The 24,336-nt window shown below is 68.0% G+C and carries 20 protein-coding genes; 9 read left to right on the top strand and 11 right to left on the bottom strand.

Translation table 11 applies throughout. The features are described 5' to 3' along the window. Positions 1 to 74 precede the first annotated feature (74 nt). Genes C4F17_RS13945 through C4F17_RS13930 form a run of 4 tightly spaced genes read left to right on the top strand, consistent with a single transcriptional unit; the run spans position 75 to position 4,819 of the window. Complete coding sequence (locus C4F17_RS13945; RefSeq protein WP_106935624.1) at positions 75 to 1,109, top strand: ABC transporter permease; 1,035 nt, start codon at positions 75 to 77, stop codon at positions 1,107 to 1,109. Continuing rightward, on the top strand, positions 1,106 to 2,143 hold the full coding sequence (gene yjfF, locus C4F17_RS13940; RefSeq protein ID WP_106935623.1) for a galactofuranose ABC transporter, permease protein YjfF: 1,038 nt from the start codon (positions 1,106 to 1,108) through the stop codon (positions 2,141 to 2,143). The genes C4F17_RS13945 and yjfF overlap by 4 nt, the downstream gene beginning before the upstream one ends. 8 nt (positions 2,144 to 2,151) lie before the next feature. After that, the gene (locus C4F17_RS13935) at positions 2,152 to 3,888 is read left to right on the top strand and encodes an IlvD/Edd family dehydratase (protein WP_106935622.1); all 1,737 of its coding nucleotides are present in this window, start codon (positions 2,152 to 2,154) and stop codon (positions 3,886 to 3,888) included. Between the two features lie 13 nt (positions 3,889 to 3,901). Beyond that, positions 3,902 to 4,819 (top strand): dihydrodipicolinate synthase family protein, encoded by a 918-nt coding sequence (locus tag C4F17_RS13930; RefSeq protein WP_081268549.1) that lies wholly within the window; start codon positions 3,902 to 3,904, stop codon positions 4,817 to 4,819. 45 nt (positions 4,820 to 4,864) lie between these two features. Here the strand turns inward: C4F17_RS13930 and C4F17_RS13925 are convergent, their stop codons facing one another. The 5 genes from C4F17_RS13925 to C4F17_RS13905 form a co-directional block, all read right to left on the bottom strand. Beyond that, positions 4,865 to 5,143, bottom strand: a complete 279-nt coding sequence (locus C4F17_RS13925) for a hypothetical protein (protein WP_081268548.1) — start codon at positions 5,141 to 5,143, stop codon at positions 4,865 to 4,867. Positions 5,144 to 5,305: 162 nt separating this feature from the next. Continuing rightward, entirely contained in the window at positions 5,306 to 5,743 is a 438-nt protein-coding gene (locus tag C4F17_RS13920; RefSeq protein ID WP_106935621.1) for a hypothetical protein, read from the bottom strand. A 66-nt stretch (positions 5,744 to 5,809) separates the two neighbouring features. Then, a complete protein-coding gene (locus tag C4F17_RS13915; protein WP_106935620.1) occupies positions 5,810 to 6,214 on the bottom strand; it encodes a hypothetical protein in 405 nt (134 codons plus the stop codon). Positions 6,215 to 6,372: 158 nt separating this feature from the next. Further along, positions 6,373 to 8,940, bottom strand: a complete 2,568-nt coding sequence (gene cphA, locus C4F17_RS13910) for a cyanophycin synthetase (RefSeq protein WP_106935619.1) — start codon at positions 8,938 to 8,940, stop codon at positions 6,373 to 6,375. Between the two features lie 37 nt (positions 8,941 to 8,977). Continuing rightward, the gene (locus C4F17_RS13905; protein ID WP_437437566.1) at positions 8,978 to 11,215 is read right to left on the bottom strand and encodes a cyanophycin synthetase; all 2,238 of its coding nucleotides are present in this window, start codon (positions 11,213 to 11,215) and stop codon (positions 8,978 to 8,980) included. A 139-nt stretch (positions 11,216 to 11,354) separates the two neighbouring features. Here C4F17_RS13905 and C4F17_RS13900 point away from each other — a divergent pair, with 139 nt between their 5' ends. Then, a complete protein-coding gene (locus tag C4F17_RS13900) occupies positions 11,355 to 13,646 on the top strand; it encodes a cyanophycin metabolism-associated ABC transporter (protein ID WP_106935618.1) in 2,292 nt (763 codons plus the stop codon). Further along, positions 13,643 to 14,122 carry a cyanophycin metabolism-associated DUF1854 family protein gene (locus C4F17_RS13895; RefSeq protein WP_106935617.1) on the top strand — a complete coding sequence of 160 codons (480 nt, stop codon included), beginning with the start codon at positions 13,643 to 13,645 and terminating at the stop codon, positions 14,120 to 14,122. Before C4F17_RS13900 ends, C4F17_RS13895 begins: the two co-directional genes overlap by 4 nt. 80 nt (positions 14,123 to 14,202) lie before the next feature. Here the strand turns inward: C4F17_RS13895 and C4F17_RS13890 are convergent, their stop codons facing one another. The 4 genes from C4F17_RS13890 to C4F17_RS13875 form a co-directional block, all read right to left on the bottom strand. Next, on the bottom strand, positions 14,203 to 14,913 hold the full coding sequence (locus C4F17_RS13890) for a hypothetical protein (RefSeq protein ID WP_106935616.1): 711 nt from the start codon (positions 14,911 to 14,913) through the stop codon (positions 14,203 to 14,205). Then, positions 14,910 to 16,442 carry an alkaline phosphatase gene (locus C4F17_RS13885; protein WP_234382077.1) on the bottom strand — a complete coding sequence of 511 codons (1,533 nt, stop codon included), beginning with the start codon at positions 16,440 to 16,442 and terminating at the stop codon, positions 14,910 to 14,912. Before C4F17_RS13885 ends, C4F17_RS13890 begins: the two co-directional genes overlap by 4 nt. 32 nt (positions 16,443 to 16,474) lie before the next feature. Next, entirely contained in the window at positions 16,475 to 17,941 is a 1,467-nt protein-coding gene (locus C4F17_RS13880) for an alkaline phosphatase (protein ID WP_106935615.1), read from the bottom strand. Positions 17,942 to 18,132: 191 nt separating this feature from the next. Next, on the bottom strand, positions 18,133 to 18,543 hold the full coding sequence (locus tag C4F17_RS13875) for a DUF2177 family protein (protein ID WP_081268539.1): 411 nt from the start codon (positions 18,541 to 18,543) through the stop codon (positions 18,133 to 18,135). 79 nt (positions 18,544 to 18,622) lie between these two features. On the opposite strand from C4F17_RS13875, the gene queC reads away from it, so the two are divergent. Beyond that, a complete protein-coding gene (gene queC, locus C4F17_RS13870; RefSeq protein WP_081268538.1) occupies positions 18,623 to 19,327 on the top strand; it encodes a 7-cyano-7-deazaguanine synthase QueC in 705 nt (234 codons plus the stop codon). Here queC and C4F17_RS13865 read toward each other — a convergent pair. Continuing rightward, positions 19,309 to 21,108 carry an ABC transporter ATP-binding protein/permease gene (locus tag C4F17_RS13865; protein ID WP_106935614.1) on the bottom strand — a complete coding sequence of 600 codons (1,800 nt, stop codon included), beginning with the start codon at positions 21,106 to 21,108 and terminating at the stop codon, positions 19,309 to 19,311. The genes queC and C4F17_RS13865 overlap by 19 nt on opposite strands. Before the next feature lie 95 nt (positions 21,109 to 21,203). Further along, a complete protein-coding gene (locus tag C4F17_RS13860) occupies positions 21,204 to 21,764 on the bottom strand; it encodes a phosphonate degradation HD-domain oxygenase (RefSeq protein WP_106935613.1) in 561 nt (186 codons plus the stop codon). A 267-nt stretch (positions 21,765 to 22,031) separates the two neighbouring features. Between C4F17_RS13860 and C4F17_RS13855 the strand changes: the two genes are divergently transcribed. Together C4F17_RS13855 and C4F17_RS13850 are read left to right on the top strand one after the other, a co-directional pair. Then, positions 22,032 to 23,066 carry a putative 2-aminoethylphosphonate ABC transporter substrate-binding protein gene (locus C4F17_RS13855; RefSeq protein ID WP_081268535.1) on the top strand — a complete coding sequence of 345 codons (1,035 nt, stop codon included), beginning with the start codon at positions 22,032 to 22,034 and terminating at the stop codon, positions 23,064 to 23,066. A 25-nt stretch (positions 23,067 to 23,091) separates the two neighbouring features. Beyond that, positions 23,092 to 24,171 carry an ABC transporter ATP-binding protein gene (locus C4F17_RS13850; protein ID WP_106935612.1) on the top strand — a complete coding sequence of 360 codons (1,080 nt, stop codon included), beginning with the start codon at positions 23,092 to 23,094 and terminating at the stop codon, positions 24,169 to 24,171. The last annotated feature ends 165 nt before the right edge of the window (positions 24,172 to 24,336 follow it).

Raw genomic sequence — 24,336 nt, 5'->3', positions numbered from 1 at the left:
CTTCGCGCGGCGTTCGACGCCGCATGCCCCCATCCCAGCCTTCCCCCGCAAGGGGAAGGAGCAAGGCAGAACACATGAACCGCCTTTCATCTCTCATGAGCCATCGCCTGGCCTGGCCCATCGTCACCCTCGTGCTCCTGCTCGCGGTGAACACGGCTTTCAATGCCAGCTTCCTGCACCTCGAATGGCGCGATGGGCACCTGTACGGCAGCCTGATCGACATCCTGAACCGCGCGGCGCCGCTGGTGCTGGTGTCGCTCGGCATGACGCTGGTCATCGCCACGCGCGGCATCGACATCTCGGTGGGCGCGGTGGTGGCCATCGCCGCGGCGCTCGCGGCCTGGATGATCGGCGGCTCGGTGGCCAGCGACCTGAGCCGCTTTCCCATGTCGCTCGCCATCGTCGCGGCCATCGGCATCGCGCTGTTGTGCGGGCTGTGGAACGGCCTGCTGGTCGCCAAGGTCGGCATGCAGCCGATCATCGCGACGCTGATCCTCATGGTGGCGGGGCGCGGCATCGCGCAGCTCATTGCCGACGGACAGATCATCACGATCTACTACAAGCCCTTCTTCTTCCTGGGCAGCGGCTACCTGCTGGGGCTGCCGTTCTCGCTGTTCATCGCGGCTGCGGTGTTCGTGCTGCTGTACCTGGCCATCACGCGCACCGCGCTCGGGCTGTTCATCCAGGCGGTGGGCATCAACCCGACGGCGGCGCGGGTGGCGGGCGTGCAGGCGCGGCGCCTGATCGTCGGGGCCTATGCGTTCTGCGGTGCCTGCGCCGGCGTGGCGGGCCTGCTGATCAGCTCCAACGTGAAGAGCGCGGACGGCAACAACGCGGGGCAGCTGATCGAGCTCGATGCGATCCTGGCGGTGACGCTGGGCGGCACGGCGCTGACCGGCGGGCGCTTCAGCCTCGTGGGCAGCGTGATCGGCGCGCTGATCATCCAGACGCTGACTTATGCGATCTATTCGCTGGGCGTGCCGCCGGAGATCAACCTGGTGGTGAAGGCGGGCGTGGTGTTCGCGGTGATGCTGCTGCAGTCGCCGGAGTTCAGGGCGCAAGTGCGGTCGCTGGTGCAGCGGCCCGCGCATGAAGGAGCGCGGTCATGAGCGCGGTGATCGACGTGACCCCCTCGCCGCAACCTTCTCCCGCTTCTCCCGCGCGCGGGAAAGGAAGCAGGAAGGGGCTCAACCCCAAGTACCTGCCGCTGGCGGCGACCATCTCGCTGTTCGTGCTGGTGGCCACGCTGGGTTCGGTCTTCTACGACGGGTTCTTTTCGGCGCAGGTGTTCCTCAACCTGCTGATCGACAACGCCTTCCTCATCGTCGTGGCGGTGGGCATGACCTTCGTGATCCTCTCGGGCGGCATCGACCTGTCGGTGGGCTCGGTGATCGCGTTGACCACCATGGTGTCGGCCTCGCTGGTAGAAAAACACGGCTGGAGCCCCGGCGTGGTGATTCCGCTGGTGCTGGTGATGGGCACGGCCTTCGGCGCCTTCATGGGGCTGCTGATCGAACGCTACCGGCTGCAGCCCTTCATCGTCACGCTGGCGGGCATGTTCCTGGCGCGCGGGCTGTGCTACCTCATCAGCATCGACTCGATCAGCATCACCAACGCTTTCTATTCGGAGGTCTCGCAGATCCGCATTCCGGTCTGGGGCGAGGCCTCGGTGTCGATCAGCGCGGTGATCGCGGTGGCGGTGCTGCTGGCGGCGATCTTCATCGCGCATTGCACGCCCTTCGGCCGCGCGGTGTACGCCATCGGCGGCAGCGAGCATTCGGCCATGCTGATGGGCCTGCCGGTGCGCCGCACGCTCATCGGCGTGTACACGCTCTCGGGTTTCTGCTCGGCGCTGGCGGGCGTGATCTTCACGTTCTACATGCTCTCGGGCTACGGCCTGCATGCGGTGGGGCTGGAGCTCGATGCCATCGCGGCGGTGGTGATCGGCGGCACGCTGCTCACGGGCGGCGTGGGCTACGTGGCGGGCACGCTGTTCGGCGTGCTGATGCTCGGGATCATCCAGACGCTGATTTCCTTCGACGGCACGCTGAGCTCGTGGTGGACCCGCATCGTGGTCGGCGCGCTGCTGTTCGTCTTCTGTTTGCTGCAACGCTTCTTTACCTCGCGCGCTCCACGGCGCTGATTCAACCCATGACAAAGAAACTTCGTTCGACCGAATGGTTCGGCTCGGCCGACAAGAACGGCTTCATGTACCGAAGCTGGATGAAGAACCAGGGCATTCCCGACCACGAGTTCGACGGCCGGCCGATCATCGGCATCTGCAACACGTGGTCGGAGCTCACGCCGTGCAACGCGCACTTCCGCAAGATCGCCGAGCACGTGAAGCGCGGCATCTCCGAGGCGGGTGGTTTTCCGGTGGAGTTTCCGGTGTTCTCCAACGGCGAATCGAACCTGCGGCCCACCGCCATGCTCACGCGCAACCTCGCGAGCATGGACGTGGAAGAGGCCATCCGCGGCAACCCGGTCGATGCGGTGGTGCTGCTCACGGGCTGCGACAAGACCACGCCCGCGCTGCTGATGGGCGCGGCGAGCTGCGACATACCGGCCATCGTGGTCACGGGCGGGCCGATGCTCAACGGCAAGCTCGACGGCAAGAACATCGGCTCGGGCACGGCCGTATGGCAGCTGCACGAATCGCTGAAGGCGGGCGAGATCAACCTGCACCAGTTCCTCTCGGCCGAAGGTGGCATGTCGCGCTCGGCGGGCACCTGCAACACCATGGGCACGGCCTCGACCATGGCCTGCATGGCCGAGGCGCTGGGCACCTCGCTGCCGCACAACGCGGCCATTCCGGCGGTGGATGCGCGGCGCTACGTGCTCGCGCAGATGTCGGGCATGCGCGCGGTCGAGATGGCGAAGGAGGGGCTCACGCTGTCGAAGATCCTCACGCGCGAGGCCTTCGAGAACGCCATCCGCGTGAACGCGGCCATCGGCGGGTCGACCAATGCGGTGATCCACCTGAAGGCGATCGCGGGTCGCATCGGCGTCGAGCTGGAGCTGGAAGACTGGACGCGCATCGGCAGCCACACGCCGACCATCGTCGACCTGATGCCTTCGGGGCGCTTCCTGATGGAGGAGTTCTATTACGCCGGCGGGCTCCCCGCCGTGCTGCGCAGGCTTGGCGAAGCCGGCCTGCTGCCGCATCCGGATGCGCTCACCGTCAACGGCCAGTCGATCTGGGACAACGTGCGCGAGGCACCGAGCCTCGACGACGAGGTGATCCGCCCGCTCGACAAGCCGCTCATCGCCGATGGCGGCATCCGCATACTGCGCGGCAATCTGTCGCCGCGCGGCGCGGTGCTGAAGCCATCGGCCGCCACGCCCGAGCTGCTGAAGCATCGCGGCAAGGCGGTGGTGTTCGAGAACCTGGAGCACTACAAGGCGCGCATCGTCGACGAAGACCTGGACATCGACGCGAGCTCGGTGATGGTGCTGAAGAACTGCGGGCCCAAGGGCTATCCCGGCATGGCCGAGGTGGGCAACATGGGCCTGCCGCCCAAGCTGCTGCGCCAGGGCGTGAAGGACATGGTGCGCATCTCGGATGCGCGCATGAGCGGCACGGCGTACGGCACGGTGGTGCTGCATGTGGCGCCCGAGGCGGCCGATGGCGGCCCGCTGGCGGCGGTGCGCGACGGCGACTGGATCGAGCTCGACTGCGACGCGGGGCGGCTGCATCTGGACATCAGCGACGAGGAGCTGGCGTCGCGCCTGGCTTCGTTGTCCGCTTCGGACGCGCAGCCGATGAGCACGCGCGGTGGCGGCTACCAGAAGCTCTACGTCAACCACGTGCTGCAGGCCGACGAGGGCTGCGACTTCGATTTCCTGGTCGGCTGCCGCGGCGCCGCCGTTCCCCGCCATTCACACTGACTCACACACCAGCATGACCCCCAGATACCGCGGCATTTTCCCGGTGGTGCCCACCACCTTCACCGAACAGGGCGCGCTCGACATCGAGAGCCAGAAGCGCTGTGTCGACTTCATGATCGACGCGGGCTCGGACGGCCTGTGCATCCTCGCGAATTTCTCGGAGCAGTTCGTGCTGTCCGACGAGGAGCGCGAGGTGCTCACGCGCGCGATCCTCGAACATGTGAAGGGCCGCGTTCCTGTGATCGTGACCACCACGCACTACAGCACCAAGGTATGCGCCGAGCGCAGCCGCCGCGCGCAGGACATGGGCGCTGCAATGCTGATGGTGATGCCGCCCTACCACGGCGCGACTTTCCGCGTGCCCGAGCCGCAGATCTTCGAGTTCTATGCGCGGCTGTCGGACGCGGTGGGCATTCCGATCATGATCCAGGACGCGCCGGCCAGCGGCACGGTGCTGTCGGCGCCGTTCCTGGCGCGCATGGCGAAGGAGATCGAGCAGGTCGCGTACTTCAAGATCGAGACGGCCGGCGCGGCGTCGAAGCTGCGCGAGCTGATCCGCCTTGGCGGCGACGCCATCGAAGGGCCGTGGGACGGCGAAGAAGCCATCACGCTGATGCCCGACCTCGACGCGGGAGCGACCGGTTCGATGACCGGTGGCGGCTATCCGGACGGCATCAGGCCGATCATCGAGGCGCACCGTTCAGGCGACCGCGACAAGGCTTTCGCGCTCTACCAGCAGTGGCTGCCGCTGATCAACTACGAGAACCGGCAAGCCGGCCTGCTGGCCTGCAAGTCGCTGATGAAGGAGGGCGGCGTGATCGCATGCGAAGCGCCGCGTCATCCGCTGCCGCCGATGCACCCCGACACGCGCACCGGACTGATCGAGACCGCGAGGCGGCTCGATCCGATGGTGCTGCGCTGGGGGAAGTGAAGAAGCGGGGAGAAGGAGAAAACGCGAACGGGCCTCAGGGGCCGTTCAGGCTTCGGGCGTGGGCGTAGCGCTGGCTTTTTCGAGTTCGCTGACCTGCAGGGACAGGTCGAACAGCTTGGACTTGCTGGCGTAATAGCGGTCGAGCCGCCATTCCTTCAGGATGTCCATGGCAAGCTGGAAGCTCTTGTAGTCGAGGTTGTAGAGCGTGATCAGTTCGAAGCTGCGTTCGGACTCGAGCGCCAACACGAGCTGGGCCAGAATCTTGGCCGATTCGTTGGCCGGGTCCGTTTCTATGAATCGGCGAGCGACCTTGATGGCATTCATGGGGAGTGGTTCCTCGGTAGGCAGGGACCGAGAACTATAGCTAGCACTCCTTTGCCTTTTATGACAGTCGTGTGACAACGGAGGGTATCCATTGGGGTTTCCCCTCGATTGCACACAAGGGCCGGCCCTGCCTCGTGCGGCGGGCCAGCCCCGGGTCGCCTATCAGCGCATGGGACGCATCGGCATGGGCATCGGTTCCGGCGGCGGCGCCGGCACGACAGGCACCAGGGTGGTGGTCACCGATTCGCGGATCACGCCACCGCCCATCACGCTGCCGTCAACCATGGCGCGGGTGTCGCCCATGCTGCCGAGCACGCGGGCTTCGCAGGCCGAGCGTTCGGTAGGCGGTTGCAGGCCGCAGCGTGCCAGGGCATTGGCACGGTAGTCCGGGGCGCTGGTCAGGCCGCCGCGGGCGGCTGCCTGGCGCGCCGCGCCCGCTTCGCGGATGCAGGCCGCACGGTCCTGCTGGTTGTGGCCGCAGACGGCCAGTTCCCGCTGGTACGTGCTGGAGGATTCGCCTGCGGCCGAGGCGACGGTGGTGGCGGTCAGGCCGCCTGCGGCGAGCAGGGCCAGGATGATCGAACGCGTATTGCTTTTCATGGACGGCTCCTTGGAGTCAGCTAAAAGAAAACCGGGAAATGTTGGACCGGCGTGGATGTGCCGGGTTCAACGTGCGGGCTGTGCCGGCAGCGGCGTCACGGTCTCGCGGATCACGCCGCCGCCCATCACGCTGCCTTCGGTGGTGGTGCGCGCGCCGCCCTTGATGCGGGCTTCGCATTCGGCCTGGTCGGGGCCGGGCTGCTCGCTGCAGCGGGCGAGTGCGTTGACCTGCTCGCGCGGGGCGCTCGGCGTGGTCAGGCCGTCGCGCCTGGCTTCCTGGCGTGCGGCGCCGGCTTCGCGCAGGCACGCGGCGCGGTCTTGCTGAACGCCGTCGCAAGTGGCGCGTTCCTTCTGCATCCGTGCATCGGAGCCCGGTGCCTGTGCGCTGGCCGTCTGGGCGCCGAAAACGATGAAGCCGCTGGCGGCGAAGAGTGCCGTGGCGGAGAGAAGTGAACGAACTGTTTTTGTCATGCGGGCTCCTTGGTTGGGCCACGCCATCCGCGAAAGGAGGTGCGTGACCGGAGCCACAGTGTGGTGTCGGCGTGGGGTGCGCGTCTGTGGGACAGGCCGCACCGCACGGCCGGGCCGGACGCGCCCATCGGTGTGGGACGTGTCCGGCAAGGCGGGCGTCAGCCCGCTGCGATGCGCTGCGCGAGGTGAGCGAGCGCTTCCTCGACCTGGTCGACGAGGATCAGCGAAAGATCGCCGGGCTGCAGGCGGGCCAGCGCGGTGTCGATGGCGACGAACTCGCCGCGGATCTCGTCGATGTAGCGCGTGCGCGCGGCGCCCTGCAGGCCCTGGCGCAGCAGCGCCATGACTTCGCCGTCGGCACGGCCGCGCTGCGCCGCGTCCTGGTAGAGGATCACGTCGTCGAAGGCCTGGCCGAGGATGGCGGTCTGGTCGCGGATGTCGGAATCGCGGCGGTCGCCCGCGCCGCTGATGACCACCGAGCGCTTCTTCGCGGGCATGGTGTCCACGGCCGACACCAGCGCGCGCATGGCGTCGGTGTTGTGGCCGTAGTCGGCGATCACGGTGGCGCCGCGATAGTCCATGACGTTGAAACGCCCGGGCACGCCGGCGGCGTCGTTCATGAAGCTCGCGAGGCCGCTGCGGATGGTGTCCCAGTCCAGGCCCACGGCCCATGCGGCGGCCACCGAGGCCATCACGTTGTCCACCTGGAAGCCGATGGTGCCGCCGCGGGTGATGGGCACGTCGCGCAGCGCGATGCGTTCGCGCCACGAGCCTTCGGCGGCCACCAGCGTGTCCTGGTCGACGTACACGGTGCGCTTGCCTTGCGCGCGGTGCGTTGCCATGACCGGGTGCATGCGGTCGGCGGTGAAGAAGATCACGTGGCCCGGGCAGCCCGCGGCCATGGCCGCGACGTTCGGGTCGGCGGCGTTGAGCACGGCGTAGCCGTCGGCGGCCACGTTGCGCACGATCACGCGCTTGAGCACCGCGAGGTCTTCCACCGTGGTGATGTAGTTCAGGCCCAGGTGGTCGCCGCTGCCGATGTTGGTGACCACGGCCACCTGGCAGCGGTCGAAGCCCAGGCCCTCGCGCAGCACGCCGCCGCGGGCCACTTCGAACACCGCCGCGTCCACGTCGGGGTGCATGAGCACGTTGCGCGCGCTCTTGGGGCCGCTGCAGTCGCCGCTGTCGGTCTGGCGTCCGTCGACGTACACGCCGTCGGTGTTGGTCATGCCGGTGCGCAGGCCGCTGGAAGCCAGCAGGTGGTTGATGAGGCGCGCGGTGGTGGTCTTGCCGTTGGTGCCGGTGACGGCGACCACCGGGATGCGGCCGTCGTCGCCGTGGGCGAAGAGCGTGTCCATCACCGCTTCGCCCACCGCGCGGCCGCGGCCGAACGAAGGCGAGATGTGCATGCGCAGGCCGGGCGCGGCGTTGACTTCGACCACGCCGCCGTGCTGCTCCTCGAGCGGGCGCAGCACGTTCTCGCAGACCATGTCGACGCCGCAGATGTGCAGGCCGACCATCTGCGCCGCGTCGACGGCGCGCGCCGCGACTTCGGGGTGCACGGTGTCGGTCACGTCGGTGGCGGTGCCGCCGGTGGACAGGTTGGCGTTGTTGCGCAGCACCACGCGCTGGCCGCGCGCGGGCACGCTGTCGGGCGTGAGGCCCTGCGATTCGAGCCGGCCGATGGCGATGTCGTCCAGTCGGATCTTGGTGAGCGAGGTGGCATGCCCCTCGCCGCGGCGCGGGTCGAGGTTCACGGTGTCGACCAGCTGGCGCACGGTGAGCACGCCGTCGCCGATGACCTGCGGCGGATCGCGGCGCGCGGCGGCCACCAGGCGGTCGCCCACCACCAGCAGGCGGAAGTCGAAGCCCGGGAGAAACTTCTCGACCATCACCTCGCCGTAGGCGGCGGCCGAGTCGTAGGCCGAGAAAAGCTCTTCGCGCGTGTTGATGTTGACCGTGACGCCCTTGCCCTGGTTGCCGTCCTGCGGCTTCACCACCACGGGCAGGCCGATTTCGAGCGCGGCGGCCCAGCCGTCTTCGGCGTCGCGCACGGGGCGGCCCAGCGGCACCGGCACGCCGGCGGCATTGAGCAGCTGCTTGGTCAGTTCCTTGTCCTGCGCGATCGATTCGGCCACGCCGCTGGTGCTGTCGACCTCGGCGGCCTGGATGCGGCGCTGCTTGGAGCCCCAGCCGAACTGCACCAGGCTGCCGCTCGTGAGGCGGCGGTACGGAATGCCGCGCGCCACTGCGGCGTCGACGATGGAGCCGGTGCTCGGGCCCAGGCGCTCGGATTCGTCGAGGTCGCGCAGCTCGGTGATGGCGGCTTCGGCGTCGAAGGGGGTGTCGGCCTGGGCGGCGGCGATGAGCTGTTCGGCCAGTTCGGCGGCGCGGCGGCCCACGGCCTCCTCGGTGTACTGGAACACGACCTGGTAGACGCCTTCTTCCACCGTGGGCGAGGTGTGGCCGAAGTTGACGGCGCAGCCGGCCTGGGCCTGCAGCGCGACGGCGGCGTTCTCGAGCACGTGGGCCAGCGCCAGCGGCTGGCCCAGCACCATCGGGTGCAGCTCGCCGATGGTGGGGAAGCGGGCGCGCAGGCGGTCCTCGAAGCCGGCGAGCCGGCTGACGGCGTTCTCGTCGCCGTGGCAGGCCACGACGGCCTCGATGGCGGTGTGGCGGCTCCAGAGGTTGGGCCCGCGGAGGGCCCGGATGCGGGTGACTTTCATGGTCGGCGTGGGACTGCTTGCGGGCTGGCGCGGGGGCTCAGGCCAGCTGGGGTTGAAGGGGCTGGGTCTGCGACAGCTGGAGCGAGGCCAGCGCGGCCTGCAGGTCGGCCTCGAAGGCCTCCACGCCGGCGCCGATCAGGTTCAGCGGAATGCCCATGGCCCAGGCCGCGGCCACGGCGGCCAGCAGGCTCTCGAGGCTCACGCCGGCATGGGTGGCGCGCCACACGGTCAGCCGGCCGAGGCCGGGCAGGAACGACTCGCTGCTGCCGTTGGCCAGCACCACGCGGTCCTGCCGCACCAGCACGGCCTTGCCGCCGGCGGCCTGGTGTGCGGTGAGCGCGGCGGCCTGCGGGTCGGCCGCATAGAGGATGACGGCGCCGTCGCACAGCGGCGCGAGGCCGGCCACGCGGGCGTCGTCGGCATTCAGCACGGCGGTACCTTCGGACAGCACCACGTCGACCTGCGTGCGCAGCACCTTGACCATCTGGTCGCTCTCGGTGATGTCGTAGTCGGCCAGGGCTTCGCAGCCGTCGAGGTCGGTGACGATGCCGACTTCGCAGCGGTCGTAGGAGAGGCCGTCGCGCAGGATGGTCTCGGCGCCGTTCTCGATCACCACGGCCTGCACGGCGCGGTTCACGAGCAGGCGGTGGCCGGCGTCCCAGTTGGCGCTGTCGCGCGCGTCGACGCGGCGGCGCTCCAGGAACAGGCCGTCGCGGCAGGCCAGGCCGGTGTGGCGCCCGCCCAGGCCGACCAGCCACGCCACCAGGCGCGCCAGCACGGCGGTGTCGCGCGAGCCGGCCACGCCGACCACGGGGATGCGGCCGGGCGCGTCGTTGGGGAACAGGTGGTCGCAGATGGCGCGGCCCACCGGGCGCGGCGAACCGACGGCCGGCTTCAGGTGCATCAGCAGGCCGGGGCCGGCGTTGACTTCGACGATGGCGCCGCGCTGCGGGCCCAGCGGCTTGGAGATGTCCAGCGCCACGAGGTCGATGCCGGCAATGTCGAGGCCCACCACGCGCGCGGCCAGCACGGCGGCGTGCGCGACTTCGGGGTGGACCTGGTCGGTGCAGTCGTTGGCCATGTTGCCGTTGCGCTGGATCGTGACCACGCGGCCGGCGGCCGGCACGGCGTCGGCGTCCAGCTCCTGGCGCTTGAGTTCGAGCTGCAGCTTGGCGTCGGTGTCGATGACGATCACGTCGAGCGGGAACTCTTCCTCGGCGCCGCGGCGCGGGTCGCTGTTGAGCTGTTTCTCGATCAGTTCGCGCACCGTGGCCTGGCCGTCGCCGGTCACGGTGATGATCTCGCCGCGCGCGGCCGCCACCACTTCGCCGCCCACCACCAGCAGGCGGTGTTCGTGGCCGCGGATGAAGCGCTCGACCATCACGTCGCTGCCCTCGGGCTCGGCGACCGCGAAGGCGGCAATGACTTCCTCGCGGGTGGTCAGTTCGAGCGAGACGCCCCGGCCGTGATTGGCATCGGATGGCTTCACGACCACGGGCAGGCCGATGTCCTCGGCGGCTTCCCAGGCTTCTTCGGCGTTGGCGACTACCTGGCCTTCGGGCACGGGCACGCCGCAGCTCGCGAGCAGGGACTTGGTCAGTTCCTTGTCGCTGGCGATCGATTCGCCGATGGCGCTGGTGTAGTCGGTTTCGGCGGTCCAGATGCGCTGCTGGTTGGCGCCGTAGCCCAGTTGCACCAGGTTGCCGCTGTTCAGCCGCATGTGGGGAATGCCACGGTCGGTGGCGGCGGCCACGATGGCGGCGGTGCTCGGGCCGAGGTAGCAGTCCTCGACCTTGGCCTTGACCGCGTCGACGGCCTTCTGCACGTCGGCGGCGGTGAACGGGTCGTTGTTGATGGCGGCCATCAGCAGGCGGTGGCCCTCGGCGAGCGCCACGCGGGCGACCTGCTCGTCGCGCGCCCGGAACACCATGCGGTACACGCCGTGTTCGGAAGTACTGCGGGTTTGCCCGAAGCCGGTGGGCATGCCGGCCAGGTTCAGCAGCTCGATGACCACGTGTTCGAGCACGTGGCCCGACCATGTGCCTTCGGTCAGGCGCTGGATGAAGCCGCCGCGCTCGCCGACGCCGCAGTGGTGCTCGATGAGCGCCGGCAGCAGCCCGGTCAGGCGGTCGGTGAAGCCGTCTATCTTGTTGGAGGGGTAGTCTTCCAGTTGACCCAGATCGAGCCAGACTTCGAGCACCGGACGGTAGGTCCAGAGATTGGGACCGCGCAAATAATTGATGCGCAGCAATTGGATGTCGTCGAAACGGGTCATGCAAACGTTCGATGTGCTTTGGCCGAGCACCGCGGCGCCTTCAAGCGCGCCCATGGCGATCGGTCAGAATCGGCGCCCGACCAAGGGCGCCATGACGCGGTCCATGCGGCCCGCGACGGGCAAGAGTCAAAGAAACACAATGCAACATCACGATCCAGTCGGCACCCGGGAGGGCGAAACAGAGGCGGCTTCAGACGCGCTGAAAAACCGGCTCGCAGTCGCGGAAAACGTTCTGGTAATACTGTCGGTTGACCTCGACGACCAACTTCGCTTCGCTTGCGGCCTAGTCGCCCTGACTGACCGGCGCCTGATCGCGCTCGATCCGGGCGGCGAATGGCGTGAGTGGCCACTGACGGACGCCTCCCTGGCGCTGCGGCTTTCCGACCATTCCGGCGTCGGAACCCTTGATTTGACGGGCTCCGAGGGCCGGTTGGGCCGCTGGCGCTACACCCTGGCCCACCAGGTGGCGGCGCTGCGCCTGCTCAAGCTTTTCGGTCAGCGCATGTCCGATGTCGCCAAGGCGACACCCGAGCCGGCCGAGGCCGCCGACGGCGACGATGCCGCCGTTGCCGACACCGAACTCCAGACCCCGCCCTCGACCTGGGTGCTGCTGCGCCTGGGCCGTTTCGCCAAGCCGTACCGCAAGCAGCTGATCCTGGGGTTTGTCCTGACCCTGATTTCCACCGCCGCCACCCTGGTGCCGCCGTACCTGACCATCCCGCTGATGGACGACATCCTGATTCCGTTCCAGAACGGGCAGAAGATCGACACCATGCGCGTCGGCCTGTACCTGGGCGGCCTGCTGGTCGCGGCGCTGGTTGGCTGGGGGCTGGGCTGGGCTCGCACCTACCTGCTGGCGCTGGTGTCCGAGCGCATCGGCGCCGACCTGCGCACCACCACCTACGAGCACCTGCTGACCCTGCCGCTCGACTATTTCGGCGGCAAGCGCACCGGCGACCTGATGGCGCGCATCGGCTCGGAAACCGACCGCATCAACGTTTTCCTGTCGCTGCACGCACTGGATTTCGCCAACGACGTGCTGATGATCGTGATGACCGCCGTCATCCTGATCTCCATCAATCCGCTGCTGGCGGTGGTCACGCTGGTGCCGCTGCCCTTCATCGCCTGGATGATCCACGTCGTGCGCGACCGCCTGCGCACCGGCTTCGAGAAGATCGACCGCGTCTGGTCGGAGGTGACCAACGTGCTGGCCGACACCATTCCCGGCATCCGCGTGGTCAAGGCCTTCGCGCAGGAACGCCGCGAGGCCGAGCGCTTCCGCGTCGCCAACGCCTACAACCTTCAGGTCAACGACAAGCTCAACCGCACCTGGTCGCTGTTCACGCCGACCGTGTCGCTGCTCACCGAAATCGGCCTGCTCGTGGTCTGGGCCTTCGGCATCTGGCAGGTGGCGCGCGGCAGCATCACGGTGGGCGTGCTCACCGCCTTCATCGCGTACATCGGCCGTTTCTATACGCGTCTCGATTCCATGAGCCGCATCGTCTCGGTCACGCAGAAGGCGGCGGCGGGCGCCAAGCGCATCTTCGACATCCTCGACCACGTGAGCAACGTGCCCGAGCCGGCCAACCCGGTGAAGGTCGAGCGCGTGCAGGGGCGCATCGAGATGAGCGGGCTGGGTTTCCGCTACGGCTCGCGCGCCGTCATCCACGACCTCGACCTGGTGATCGAGCCCGGCGAGATGATCGGCCTGGTGGGCCACAGCGGCTCGGGCAAGAGCACGCTGGTCAACCTGATCTGCCGCTTCTACGACGTGACCGACGGCGCCATCAAGGTCGACGGCACCGACATCCGCCGCTTCGCCGTGGCCGACTACCGGCGCCACGTAGGGCTGGTGCTGCAGGAGCCGTTCCTGTTCTTCGGCACCATCGCGCAGAACATCGCCTACGGCAAGCCCGACGCCACGCGCGAAGAGATCGTGGCCGCCGCGCGCGCTGCGCACGCGCACGACTTCATCCTGCGGCTGCAGCACGGCTACGACTCGCTGGTGGGCGAGCGCGGGCAGGGCCTGTCGGGCGGCGAGCGCCAGCGCATCAGCATCGCGCGGGCGCTGCTGATCGACCCGCGCATCCTGATCCTCGACGAGGCCACCTCGGCGGTGGACACCGAGACCGAGAAGGAAATCCAGAAGGCGCTCGACAACCTCGTGCAGGGCCGCACCACCATCGCCATCGCGCACCGCCTGTCGACGCTGCGCAAGGCCGACCGGCTCGTGGTCATGGACCGCGGCGAAGTGGTCGAGGTCGGGCCGCACGACGCCTTGATGGCGAAGCAGGGCGCCTACTGGCGGCTCTACCAGGCGCAGTTGCGCCAGGCCGATGACGATGCGAGCGAAGGTGCCGCGAACGAGCGCGCCAGCGCGCAGGCACCTTTGCCCATCGCCCACGCAGCCCATCCGGCGGGGGACGCATGAATACCCACAGCAGCAACGACTTCCAGCTGGAGCGCGACGCCTTCGGCCGCCTCGTACTGACCGACGCGCAAGGCGAACGCCACGCCGGCGTCGTGCCGGTGCGGGCCTTTCCGCTGAGCGCGCCGGACCACGGCGTGTCGCTGGTGGGCAGCGAAGGGCGCGAGCTTGTCTGGATCGACAGCGTCGATCAACTGCCGGCGCAGGCCAAGGCGCTGCTGCAGGAAGAACTCGCGGTGCGCGACTTCGCCCCAACGCTGCTGCGCCTGCACGGCGTGTCGAGCTTCGGCGTGCCCAGCACCTGGACCATCAGCACCGACCGTGGCGACACCACCTTTGTGCTGAAGGCCGAGGAAGACATCCGCCGGCTCGAAGGCGGGGCGCTGCTCATTGCGAGCGCGCACGGCGTGCAGTTCCGCATTCCCGATGTGAAGACGCTTGACCGGGCCTCGCGCAAGCTGCTAGAGCGTTTTCTCTGAGTACCAAAGAAAAAGCCCCGCAGCCTTTTCAGGGGCTCGGGGCCATGCGCGGCGCACCGCGCAAGCCGGGCTGAACCCGGTCAGTCCAGCAGGTCCGAGTAGTCGCCGCGCTCGTAGGCTTCGGTGGCCTTCCACGGCAAGGTCTTCGGCGCCGGGATGGCCGAGGCGGTCATGACGTTGACGGAAGTACCGCGCGCGTTGCGCTGCTCGATCTTGCGGGCATAGCGGCCGGCCGTGTCCCAGTCGATGCGAAGCGTGCCCTCGCCCTGCTTCAGTTCGTAGCGTTGCACGCCCTTGCCCGCCGCGCCCAGGTCTTTCATGCGCGCCAGGCTCGCCGGATCGACCAGCCAGTAGGAGTTGGCCCACGAGCCGCTGTAGCCGACGTTGCCGTAGTTGGCCGCGTCGATGTCGATCAGCTTGCGCTGCTCGCGCAGCACCATGCCCACCTGCACCTTGCCCGCGGCGTCGCGGCGCACCCACAGCGGGGCGGCCGTGTTGTCCGCATGCGCGTGGCCGATGTGCACCTTGCCCTCGCGGGCTTCGTGGTCGTGGTCCTCGCGCAGCGCGGGCGGCAATTCGCGCTCGACCCACACCGAGCCGGCACGGCGGAACATCAGGTCGGCGTAGCGGCTCTCGCGTTGAACGCCGTCCTTGCCGATCGACATCATGTGGTGCTGGATGCGCAGGTTCTGGTCCGGCGCCTCGGCATCGCCCGCGGCGCTGGCTGCCAGCGGGAAGGCCACCAGGGCGGTGGCCGCCAGCAGCGTCTTGAGCGTCACGGATGCGGTCACAGGCCGGCCGCTTCCTTGACCTTGTTGAACACCTTGATGTTCTCCATGGTGCCCTTGAAGATCTTCGAGCCGGCGCCGCCGGCGAACAGCATCACGTCTCCGCCGCCGTGGGTTTCAGCACCAGGCGAGCCCAGGTTGATGCCGACTTCCTGCAGGAAGTTGTCGTCGGTGGTGTCCATGGCGGTCTGGTCGTCGCGCGAGGCGGCGCGCGCGGGCGCGATCCACTTCTTGTTGCCGTCTTCCGCGTTGACGTCGCTGCCGGCGGTCGCGTTGGGGCGTCCGCCGTTGCCGAACACCAGCGTGGTGTACGGCTTGCCGTCCGCCGCCTTCGTGGGCTTGCCGTCGGCGTAGCCGTTGACCAGGCCCAGGATCGGGTTGCCGATCTTCGGATAGCCGTTGAAGGCGATCGCGTGGTCATGGTCGGCGGTGACCACCACCAGCGTGTTCTTCAGGCCCGGGTCCTTCTTGTTCATGAAGTCGAGCGCGGTCTGGATGGCCGCGTCGAAGGCCAGCGTGTCTTCCAGCGCGCGCTTGGCATTGGTGCCGTGCAGTGCGTGGTCGATGCGGCCGCCTTCCACCATCAGGAAGAAGCCCTTGTCGTTCTTGCTGAGCACGCCGAGGGCCTTCTCGGTCATGTCCGACAGGCTGGGCTGGTCCAGGCTCTGCTTCGTGCGGTCGAGTTCGTAGGCCATCTCGCTTTGGGAGAACAGGCCCAGCAGCTTGCCGGTTGCGGCCGTGTCGACGGCCTTGAGCTTGGTGCCGGTGTCGACGTAGGTGTAGCCCTTGGCCTTCATTGCGGCCACCAGGTCGACGCCGTCGGTTCGCTTGCTGCTGGGGTTGGTCGCCACCGGCAGGTAGTTGCGCTGGCCGCCGCCCATCAGCACATCGACGCCGTCGAGCAGCTTGGGGTTGTAGTTGGCATGGCCCGGCACGCTCTGCTCGGCAATGGTGTTGTAGCCGTTGCGATTGCAGATGTGGGCATAGGTGGTGGCCGGCGTGGCATGGCCCACGCGCGTGGTCGAAACGGCGCCCACCGAACGGCCCTTGGCCTTGGCCAGCTCGAGCAGCGTGTCGGCGGCCTTGCCGTTGGTCGGCGGGCAGGTGGTGTTCTCGCCGTTGATGTATTGCTTGCCGGTGCTGTCCACGGCAACGGTGTCGCTCGACATCGAGATCACCTCGTTGCGCATCTTCACGCCGGTCATGTAGGCGGCCATCGAGGGGGCGCTGTCGGTGGTCTGGCCGTCGAGCGAATAGGTCTTCACGCGGGCCGCGTACGGCAGCGACTGCATGACGAGGTTCGCGCGCTCCGGGCTCACGAGCGAGCCGGGCTTGGCCGCCAGCTGCTTTTCGCCCTTGTAGATGCGCGCGGCGGTCACGGTGACCGGGCCCATGCCGTCGCCGAGGAAGAAGATGACGTTCTTGGCTTCGCCGGCGGCGTGTGCGCTGCCGGCCAGGGTGCCGGCGGCGGCGCAGAAGAGGGCGGCGGCCAGGCGGGTCTTGCGGGTGATGCGGTTCATGGTCGTGTTCATGTTGGTGTTCGTCGATGAGCGCTTGCGGCCCCTCACAGGCCGACCGCCTTCTTGATCAGGCCGAACACGTCGGTGTTGGTGATGACGCCGGAGAAGTTGTCGGCGCCCAGGCCTTGCGCGCCGAGGAACACGTCGGCACCGCCGTGGGTTTCGGAGTCGCTGGCCGCGTCCGTGGGAACCACGGCTTCCTGCCGGTAGTCCTTGCTTTCCAGCGCGGTGCTGTCGATGGGGCCGCGCGTGGCCAGGCGGACGGGGCCGTTGCCGAAACCGATGATGGTGTACGGGTTGCCGTCCACGTCCTTGCTGGTCTTGCTGTTGTCGACGTAGTCCTTCACCAGGCCCAGCACGCCCGGCTTGCCCGGCTCGGTCTTGCCGGTGCGCGCGGCATAGCCGTTGAGCTGCAGCGTGTGGTCATGGTCGGCCGTGACCACCACCAGCGTGTTCTTCAGGCCCGGGTCGATGGCCTGCATCTTGTCGAGCGCGAGCTTGATGGCGTCGTCGAAGGCGCCGGTGTCCTGCAGCGCGCGGCGGGCGTTGGTGGCGTGCAGCGCGTGGTCGATGCGGCCGCCCTCCACCATCAGGAAGAAGCCCTTCTTGCGCGCGGCCAGGGCGTCGATGGCCTTGCCGGTCATTTCGGCCAGGCTCGGCTCCTTGGTGGCGTCGCGGTCCAGGTCGTAGGCCATGTGGCTCTTGGTGAAGAGGCCGGCGATCTTGGTGGTGCCGTCGACTGGCAGCTTGTCGAACTCGGTCTTGCTGCCGGCGTAGCTGTACTTGGCGGTCTTCAGTTCGGCGATCAGGTCGCGCTTGTCGTTGCGCTTGCCGCCCGCTTCCTTGGAGAGGAAGTAGTCCGTGCCGCCGCCGAAGAACACGTCGACGCCGTCGCCCAGCTTGCCGTTGTAGCCCGCGCCGCCCGGCACCAGCGCCGCGGCGATGGTGTTCTCGGCGTCGCGGTGGCACACGTGCGAGTACGTGGCGGCGGGCGTGGCGTGCGTGATGCGCGTGGTGGTCACCACGCCGGTCGCATAGCCCTTGGCCTTGCTCTGCTCCAGCAGGGTCTCGACGGCCTGGCCGTTGCCCGAGGGGCAGGTGCTGTCGAAGTTGACGTGATAGGCCTTGCCCGAGGCGTCGGTGGCCTTGGTCTCGGGGCTCATGGAGATGACTTCGTTGTTCATCTTCACGCCGGTCATGTAGGCCGACATCGACGGCGCGCTGTCAGTCACCTGGGCGTCGTTCGAATAGGTGTGGACGAAGGCCGTCTCGGGCAGCGTGTCCATCGTCAGGTCGCCGTCTTCGCCGACCTTGTAGATGCGCGCGGCGGTCATGGTGGTGATGCCCATGCCGTCGCCCAGGAAGAACAGCACGTTCTTCTGGGGCTGTGCGGCGGGCTGCTGCGGTTGCTGCGGCAGCGGCAGCAGCTGGGGGCCGTGGTTGCTGCCGCCGCAGGCGGACAGCAATAGCGAAGCGCCCAGCAGCGCTGGGGCAATGAAGCGTTGGGTCATGCGACTCCTCCGGAGGATTGTTTGAGTAGTGCGCGTGGCGCACAGATGTTCCGGAGGTGAAATCTAAAGACGTCGCGTGACTCGGCCATGACGACGCATGTCCGCTGAAAAAGTTCAGCGAATTTCAAGAAAGAAACACGCCGGAAGACTCCGGCGTGTCATGCCCGCTTGCTAGCGGGGAGGACGCTTGCTCAGCGCGCCGCCATCCAGCGCCAGGCCACCGCGCCCGCCGCCGCCGCCACGCCGCTCACCACCGTGCCCCAGGCGATGTCGATGAACGACAGGGCCAGCGGCCAGTTGCGGATCACCGCGAGGTTGGTCAGGTCGTAGGTGGCGTAGCAGAACATGCCGAACAGCGCGCCCAGCACGGCCGCGCGAACCACGCTCTGCGCCTCGACGCCGGGCATGATCGCGAACAGCAGCAGGCCTATCGGGTAGACCAGGTAGAAAACAGCGGCAAAGGCCAGCCGCGGATTCGGCGACATCAGGTCGCCCATGGCCTCCTGGTACATGCCCTTGGCGACGACGCCCAGCCAGATCATGTCGATCACCAACAGCACCACGAAGGTGACTGCCCATGCAACCAAGTGTTTAGTGCTCATTCGCGGCATGGTATCCGCGCAGCCTGGGCGGCCTGCGAAAATTGCGCCTTTGGACTACAACGGCCCGCCGTTGACGGATATGCCCCTGCACACCACCGCCCTCGTTCTTTTCTCCGGCGGCCAGGACTCGACCACCTGCCTCGCCGACGCGCTCTCGAAGTACCAGCGCGTCGAAACCCTGGGCTTCGACTACGGGCAGCGCCACCGCGTCGAGCTCGACGTGCGCGGCACCATCCTCGCGAAGATGCGCGAGCGCTTTCCCGAGTGGGCGCCCCGCCTGGGCGAAGACCACGTGCTCACGCTGGCGGCGCTGGCGCAGCTCGGCGGCTCCTCGCTGACCGAGGAGGTCGCCTTCGCGATGCAGGCCGACGGCCTGCCCAATACCTTCGTGCCGGGGCGCAACCTGCTGTTCCTCACCCTGGCCGGCGCGCTGGCGTACCGGCGCGGGCTGCAGGTGATCGTCACCGGCGTGTGCGAGACCGACTTCTCCGGCTACCCCGACTGCCGCGACGACACCATGAAGGCCATGCAGCTCGCCCTGTCGCTCGGTCTGGAGCGCCGCCTCGTCATCGAGACGCCGCTCATGTGGATCGACAAGGCCGAGACCTGGCAGATGGCCCACCGCCTGGGCGGCGAGCCGCTGGTCGACCTGATCGTCGAGGAAACCCACACCTGCTACCTCGGCGACCGCACGCACCGCCAGGCCTGGGGCTATGGCTGCGGCGAGTGCCCCGCCTGCGACCTGCGCAAGAAGGGCTGGGAGCGCTACGCCGCCGCCGGCTGAACGGCCGCGGTGTCCAGCCGGTAGCGCGGCCCGCCGCCGGCCGCGCCCTCCGCCTGCGGCACCATCGTCCAGCGCTGGTTGTGGAAGTCGCCCACGGCCGCGCGGTGCGCGATGGACACCATCGCGCCGCCGGCCGCCTGCACCGTGGCCGCGAGGCGCTTGTAGAGCACGCCCTCGGCCTGCGCGTCCAGCGCGCTGGTGATCTCGTCGGCGAACAGCCACGCCGGCTTCTTCAGCAGCACGCGCGCAATGGCCAGGCGCTGCTGCTCGCCGCCGGAAAGTTTCTGGCTCCAGGCGTCGCTCTCGTCGAGGCGGTTCACCAGGTCGGGCAGCAGGGCGTCGGCCAGGGCCTGGCGCAGCTGGTCGTCGTTGAAGTTCGTGGCCGGGTTGGGATAGGTCAGCGCGTCGCGCAGCTTGCCGTCGGGCACATAGGGCCGCTGCGGCATGAAGGCGACGTTGTCGGGCACCTGCAGCCGGCCTTTCGAGAACGGCCAGATGCCCGCGAACGAGCGGAACAGCGTCGACTTGCCGCTGCCCGACGGGCCCTGCAGCAGCACGCTGTCGCCGGGCTTCACCGCCAGCGCGGCGCCGGCGAGCAGCGGCGTGCCGTCGGGCAGCGCGACCCCGAGGTCATCGGTGTGCAGCACCGCGGCGTGCGCGCGCTGCAGGCCATCGTCCTTCGCGGCATTGGCGGCCATGCTGTCGTCGAAGCTGGTGAGACGGTCGGTGGTGGCGCGCCACACGGCCACGCTGTCGTAGTTGTCGACGAACCAGCTGAGCGACTCCTGCACCTTGCCGAAGGCCGAGCCGATCTGCATCAGGTGGCCCAGCTGGAACGCGCCGCCAAAGTACTGCTGCCCCGCCACCAGAAAAGGAAAGATCACGGCCGCCTGCCCGAAGAACGAAGTGAAGGTGACCAGGTTCTTCTGCTGCTTGATCAGCAGCAGGTAGTTGCGCAGCACGTTGCTGAAGCGCAGGTCGAGCTGGTCGCGCTCGACCTTCTCTCCGTGGTCCAGCGCAATGGCCTCGCTGTATTCGCGCACCCGCACCAGGTGGTGCCGGAAATCGGCCTCGAAGCGCTGCTGCCTGAAATTCAGGCCGATCAGCGGGCGGCCGATGAAATGCGTGATGACGGTGCCCAGCACGGAATATCCCAGCGCCACCCAGACCATCGCGCCGACGATCTGGTGCGTGGTGCCGTTGAACGTGAACGAGAAATTGCCCGACAGCCCCCACAGCAGCCCGATGAAGCTCATGAGCGTGACCACGGCGTTCAGCAGGCCCATGGAGAGAGACATCGTGGCGCTGGTGAAGATCTGCATGTCTTCCTGGATGCGCTGGTCCGGGTTGTCCGGCGTCTGCCCGTCCTTGCCGGCGTAGCGCGCCAGTTCCAGGTGATAGAAGGTGCGGTCGGCCATCCAGCGCGACAGGTAGCTGCGCGTCATCCAGGTGCGCCAGCGCAGCTGCAGCAGCTGGGTCACGTAGAACTTGAGCACCTGCACCGCGATGTTGGCGAAGGCGATCCAGCCGAACACGCCCACCTCGTGCCAGAAGACCGCCGCGTTCTTGTTCTGCAGCGCGTCGTAGAAGCGGCCGTACCACTCGTTGCCGAGCACGGCCACGTACACGTAGAACAGGTTCAGCGCGACGATGGTCAGCAGCATCGCGCGGGCGCGCCACTTTTCCTCGGAGCTGAAGTAGGGCGCCGCGAGCTTGAATACCCGGCGCAGGACCTGGACCAGCGTGCCCGTGCGCGCGGTGATGGAGGGGGATGAAGACATGCGGTTTTCCTCTCGGCGCTCGTGCGCCGCTCGCCATGAGGAAAACATATGTTTCTTAGATGGGGCTGAATCGCTCCCGCCGCCTGGAGAACCGCTCAGTTCAGCATCACCCGCGCCGCAACGGCCACGAAATGCGCCAGCGGGGGCGTCTTCAGTCCTTCCGTCTTCGCCTCTTCGTCCCACAGGCGCAGCCGCACGGCGTCATCGGCCCAATGGTGCTCGGCAAAGCGCCGGGCCGCCTCGTCGTCCATCACGCCGCCCTGCAGCGCGAGGCTGCGCACCGAGTCGGGCGAGAGTTTCGAGAAATAGCCGGGCCGCGTGGCGCACAGGTAGCGCTTGGCGTCCACGTGCAGCCGTATGGGCTCGCGCACCGCAGCGTCGAAGGCGCCGCGCAGCAGGGGCAGGGCGATGTACTGGTGGCGGTCGTCGATGCCGAGCTCTGTAGGAGAGTGCGATAGCGTCTGGTGCTCGGCGATCAGCAGGTGGCCCAGGTCGTGCAGCAATGCGGCCGTCACCAATGAGTCGCTGGCGCCGGCCTGTTCCGCGAGCCAGGCGCATTGCAGCGCGTGTTCCAGCTGCGTGACGGGCTCGCCCGCATAGGCAACCCCGCCCCGTTCGGCGAACAGGCGGGCGATCTCGGCGAGGTCGAGTGTCATGGAAGTGGAACGCAGCGGGCGGAGGGAAAGCGCGGGTGACAGCGCGCGAAGTCTGGCGCGCAGCGGTGACATGCGGATGACGACGCCGGTTGCCCCTGGCGCCATTTTGGGGATTTGTGTTTTTTTGAGGCATCTGACAAATCCCTGTCACATGCCGCTGCCAGCATCGCCGCATTCGTCGCTGGACAGGATTTGCGTACTTTCGGTCTCCTGCCCGCAGCGTCTTCCGAATTGCCTCACTTCTTTTTCCACTTGGGAATCTCCACCATGCTGCACCGTCAACTCCGCCGCGCCCTCGTGCCGGCCGTCCTGTTCTCGCTGGCATTTGCCGCATCGGCCCAGGGCCGCACCGAACTGCTGGTCTACACCGCGCTCGAGGCCGACCAGGTGCAGGCCTACAAGGCCGCCTTCGAAAAGGAGAACCCGAGCATCGAACTGAAGTTCGTGCGCGACTCCACCGGCATCGTCACCGCCAAGCTGCTGGCCGAAAAGGCCAACCCGCAGGCCGACGTGGTGTGGGGCCTGGCCGCCACCTCGCTGATGCTGCTCGACAAGGAAGGCATGCTCCAGCCCTACGCGCCCAAGGGCCTGGACGCCATCAAGCCCAACATGCGCGACGCGGCCAACCCGCCCAAGTGGGTCGGCATGGACGTGTGGTCGTCGGCCATCTGCTTCAACACCGCCGAAGCCGCGAAGAAGAACCTGCCCAAGCCCACCAGCTGGGCCGACCTGACCAACCCGGTCTACAAGGGCCAGATCACCATGCCCAACCCCGCCGCGTCGGGCACCGGCTACCTGATGGTTTCGGGCTGGATCCAGATGATGGGTGAAGAAAAGGCGTGGAAGTACATGGACGCGCTGCACCAGAACATCGGCATCTACAGCCAGTCGGGCAGCAAGCCCTGCCGCCAGGCCGGCGCCGGCGAGTTCGCGCTGGGCATGTCCTTCGAATACCGCGCCAACAAGACCAAGCGCGAAGGCGCGCCCATCGACATCGTGCTGCCGAAGGAAGGCCTCGGCTGGGACATGGAAGCCACCGGCATCATCAAGACCAGCAAGAAGCAGGAAGCCGCCAAGGCGCTGGCCGACTGGGCCGTCACCAGGCAGGCCAACGAGCTGTATGCCAAGAACTTCGCCGTACTGGCGCTGCCGGGCGTGCAGGAAAAGCTCGAGTTCGTGCCGGGCGACGTCGAGAAGCTGCTGGCCAAGAACGACTTCGCCTGGGCTGCCGCCAACCGCGACCGCATCCTGACGGAGTGGTCCAAGCGCTACGAGTCCAAGTCGGAAAAGAAGCCCCTCTGATCCAACCCCCAGGCGGTATCCGGCCATGACGAGCAGCAGCTTTCTTTCCCTTCGCGGCATCGGCAAGTCCTTTGGCGCCACCCGCGTGCTCGACGGCATCGACCTCGACATCGAGCCCGGCGAGTTCGTGTGCCTGCTCGGCCCCTCGGGCTGCGGCAAGACCACGCTGCTGCGCATCGTCTGCGGCATCGAGCGTGCCGACAACGGCCGGATCCTGCTGGGCGGGCAGGACATCGCGGGCCTGCCGCCCGCGGCGCGCGGCTTCGGGGTGGTGTTCCAGTCGTATGCGCTGTTCCCCAACCTCACGGCCGCGCAAAACATCGCCTACGGCCTGCACCCCACCGGCGCGCTGGCCCGCGAGATGGCCAAGCGCTCGCGCGAGATGCTCGACCTGGTCGGGCTGGCCGCGCATGCCGACAAATACCCGGTGCAGCTTTCGGGCGGCCAGCAGCAGCGTGTGGCGCTGGCACGCGCGCTGGCGCCCAATCCGCGCCTGCTGCTGCTCGACGAGCCGCTCTCCGCGCTCGACGCGCAGGTGCGCGCCAGCCTGCGCAGCGAAATCCGCGCGCTCCAGAAGCGCCTGGGCATCGTCACCATCATGGTCACGCACGACCAGGAAGAAGCCCTGTCGATGGCCGACCGCGTGGTGCTGATGCACAACGGCCGCATCGAGCAGGCCGGCACGCCCGACGAGCTGTACCGCCAGCCGCGCACCCGTTTCGTGGCCGGTTTCGTGGGCCGCATGAACATGCTTCCCGCCACGGTGCTGGCCGACGGCAAGGTACGCGTGCGCGACAGCGAGCTGCTTTGCGCCCCCGGCAACCTGAGCGTCGGCGCGCAGGCCACCGTGGGCATCCGCCCCGAGCACGTGGTCGTGAAGCGCTACGGCACCGAACTCGGCGCCAACAGCTTCGCGGCGCGCCTGCTCGACACCGAATTCTTCGGCAACCGCACCTCGGCCCGCCTGGCCTGCGAGCCGCTGGGCATCGAGATCGAAGCCGAGCTGCCGGCCGACGCGCGCGGCGGTGGCGGCGAGCCGCTGGTGCCGAGCAGCATGGTGCACATCCAGTTGCCGTTGAATGCGCTGTCCGTTCTGGCGCATTGAGATGAGCGGTTGTCCTTTGGGTTTTCGTGTTGTGTCTGACGTTCGCCTTTCAGGGCGCGCTCACGCCGACGGGGTACCTTGCTCCGCGAATGTCCCCCGGCCTTCGGCCTCCTCCTTTGTTTCGCTGCGCAAGGCACCGCATCGTCGTGATCGTTGGACAGCGCA

This window comes from Variovorax sp. PMC12 (genome assembly GCF_003019815.1).
Classification (GTDB): Bacteria; Pseudomonadota; Gammaproteobacteria; order Burkholderiales; family Burkholderiaceae_C; genus Variovorax.
Note: the sequence above shows the minus strand (reverse complement) of the source record. Positions and strands in the feature narration are given on the sequence as shown.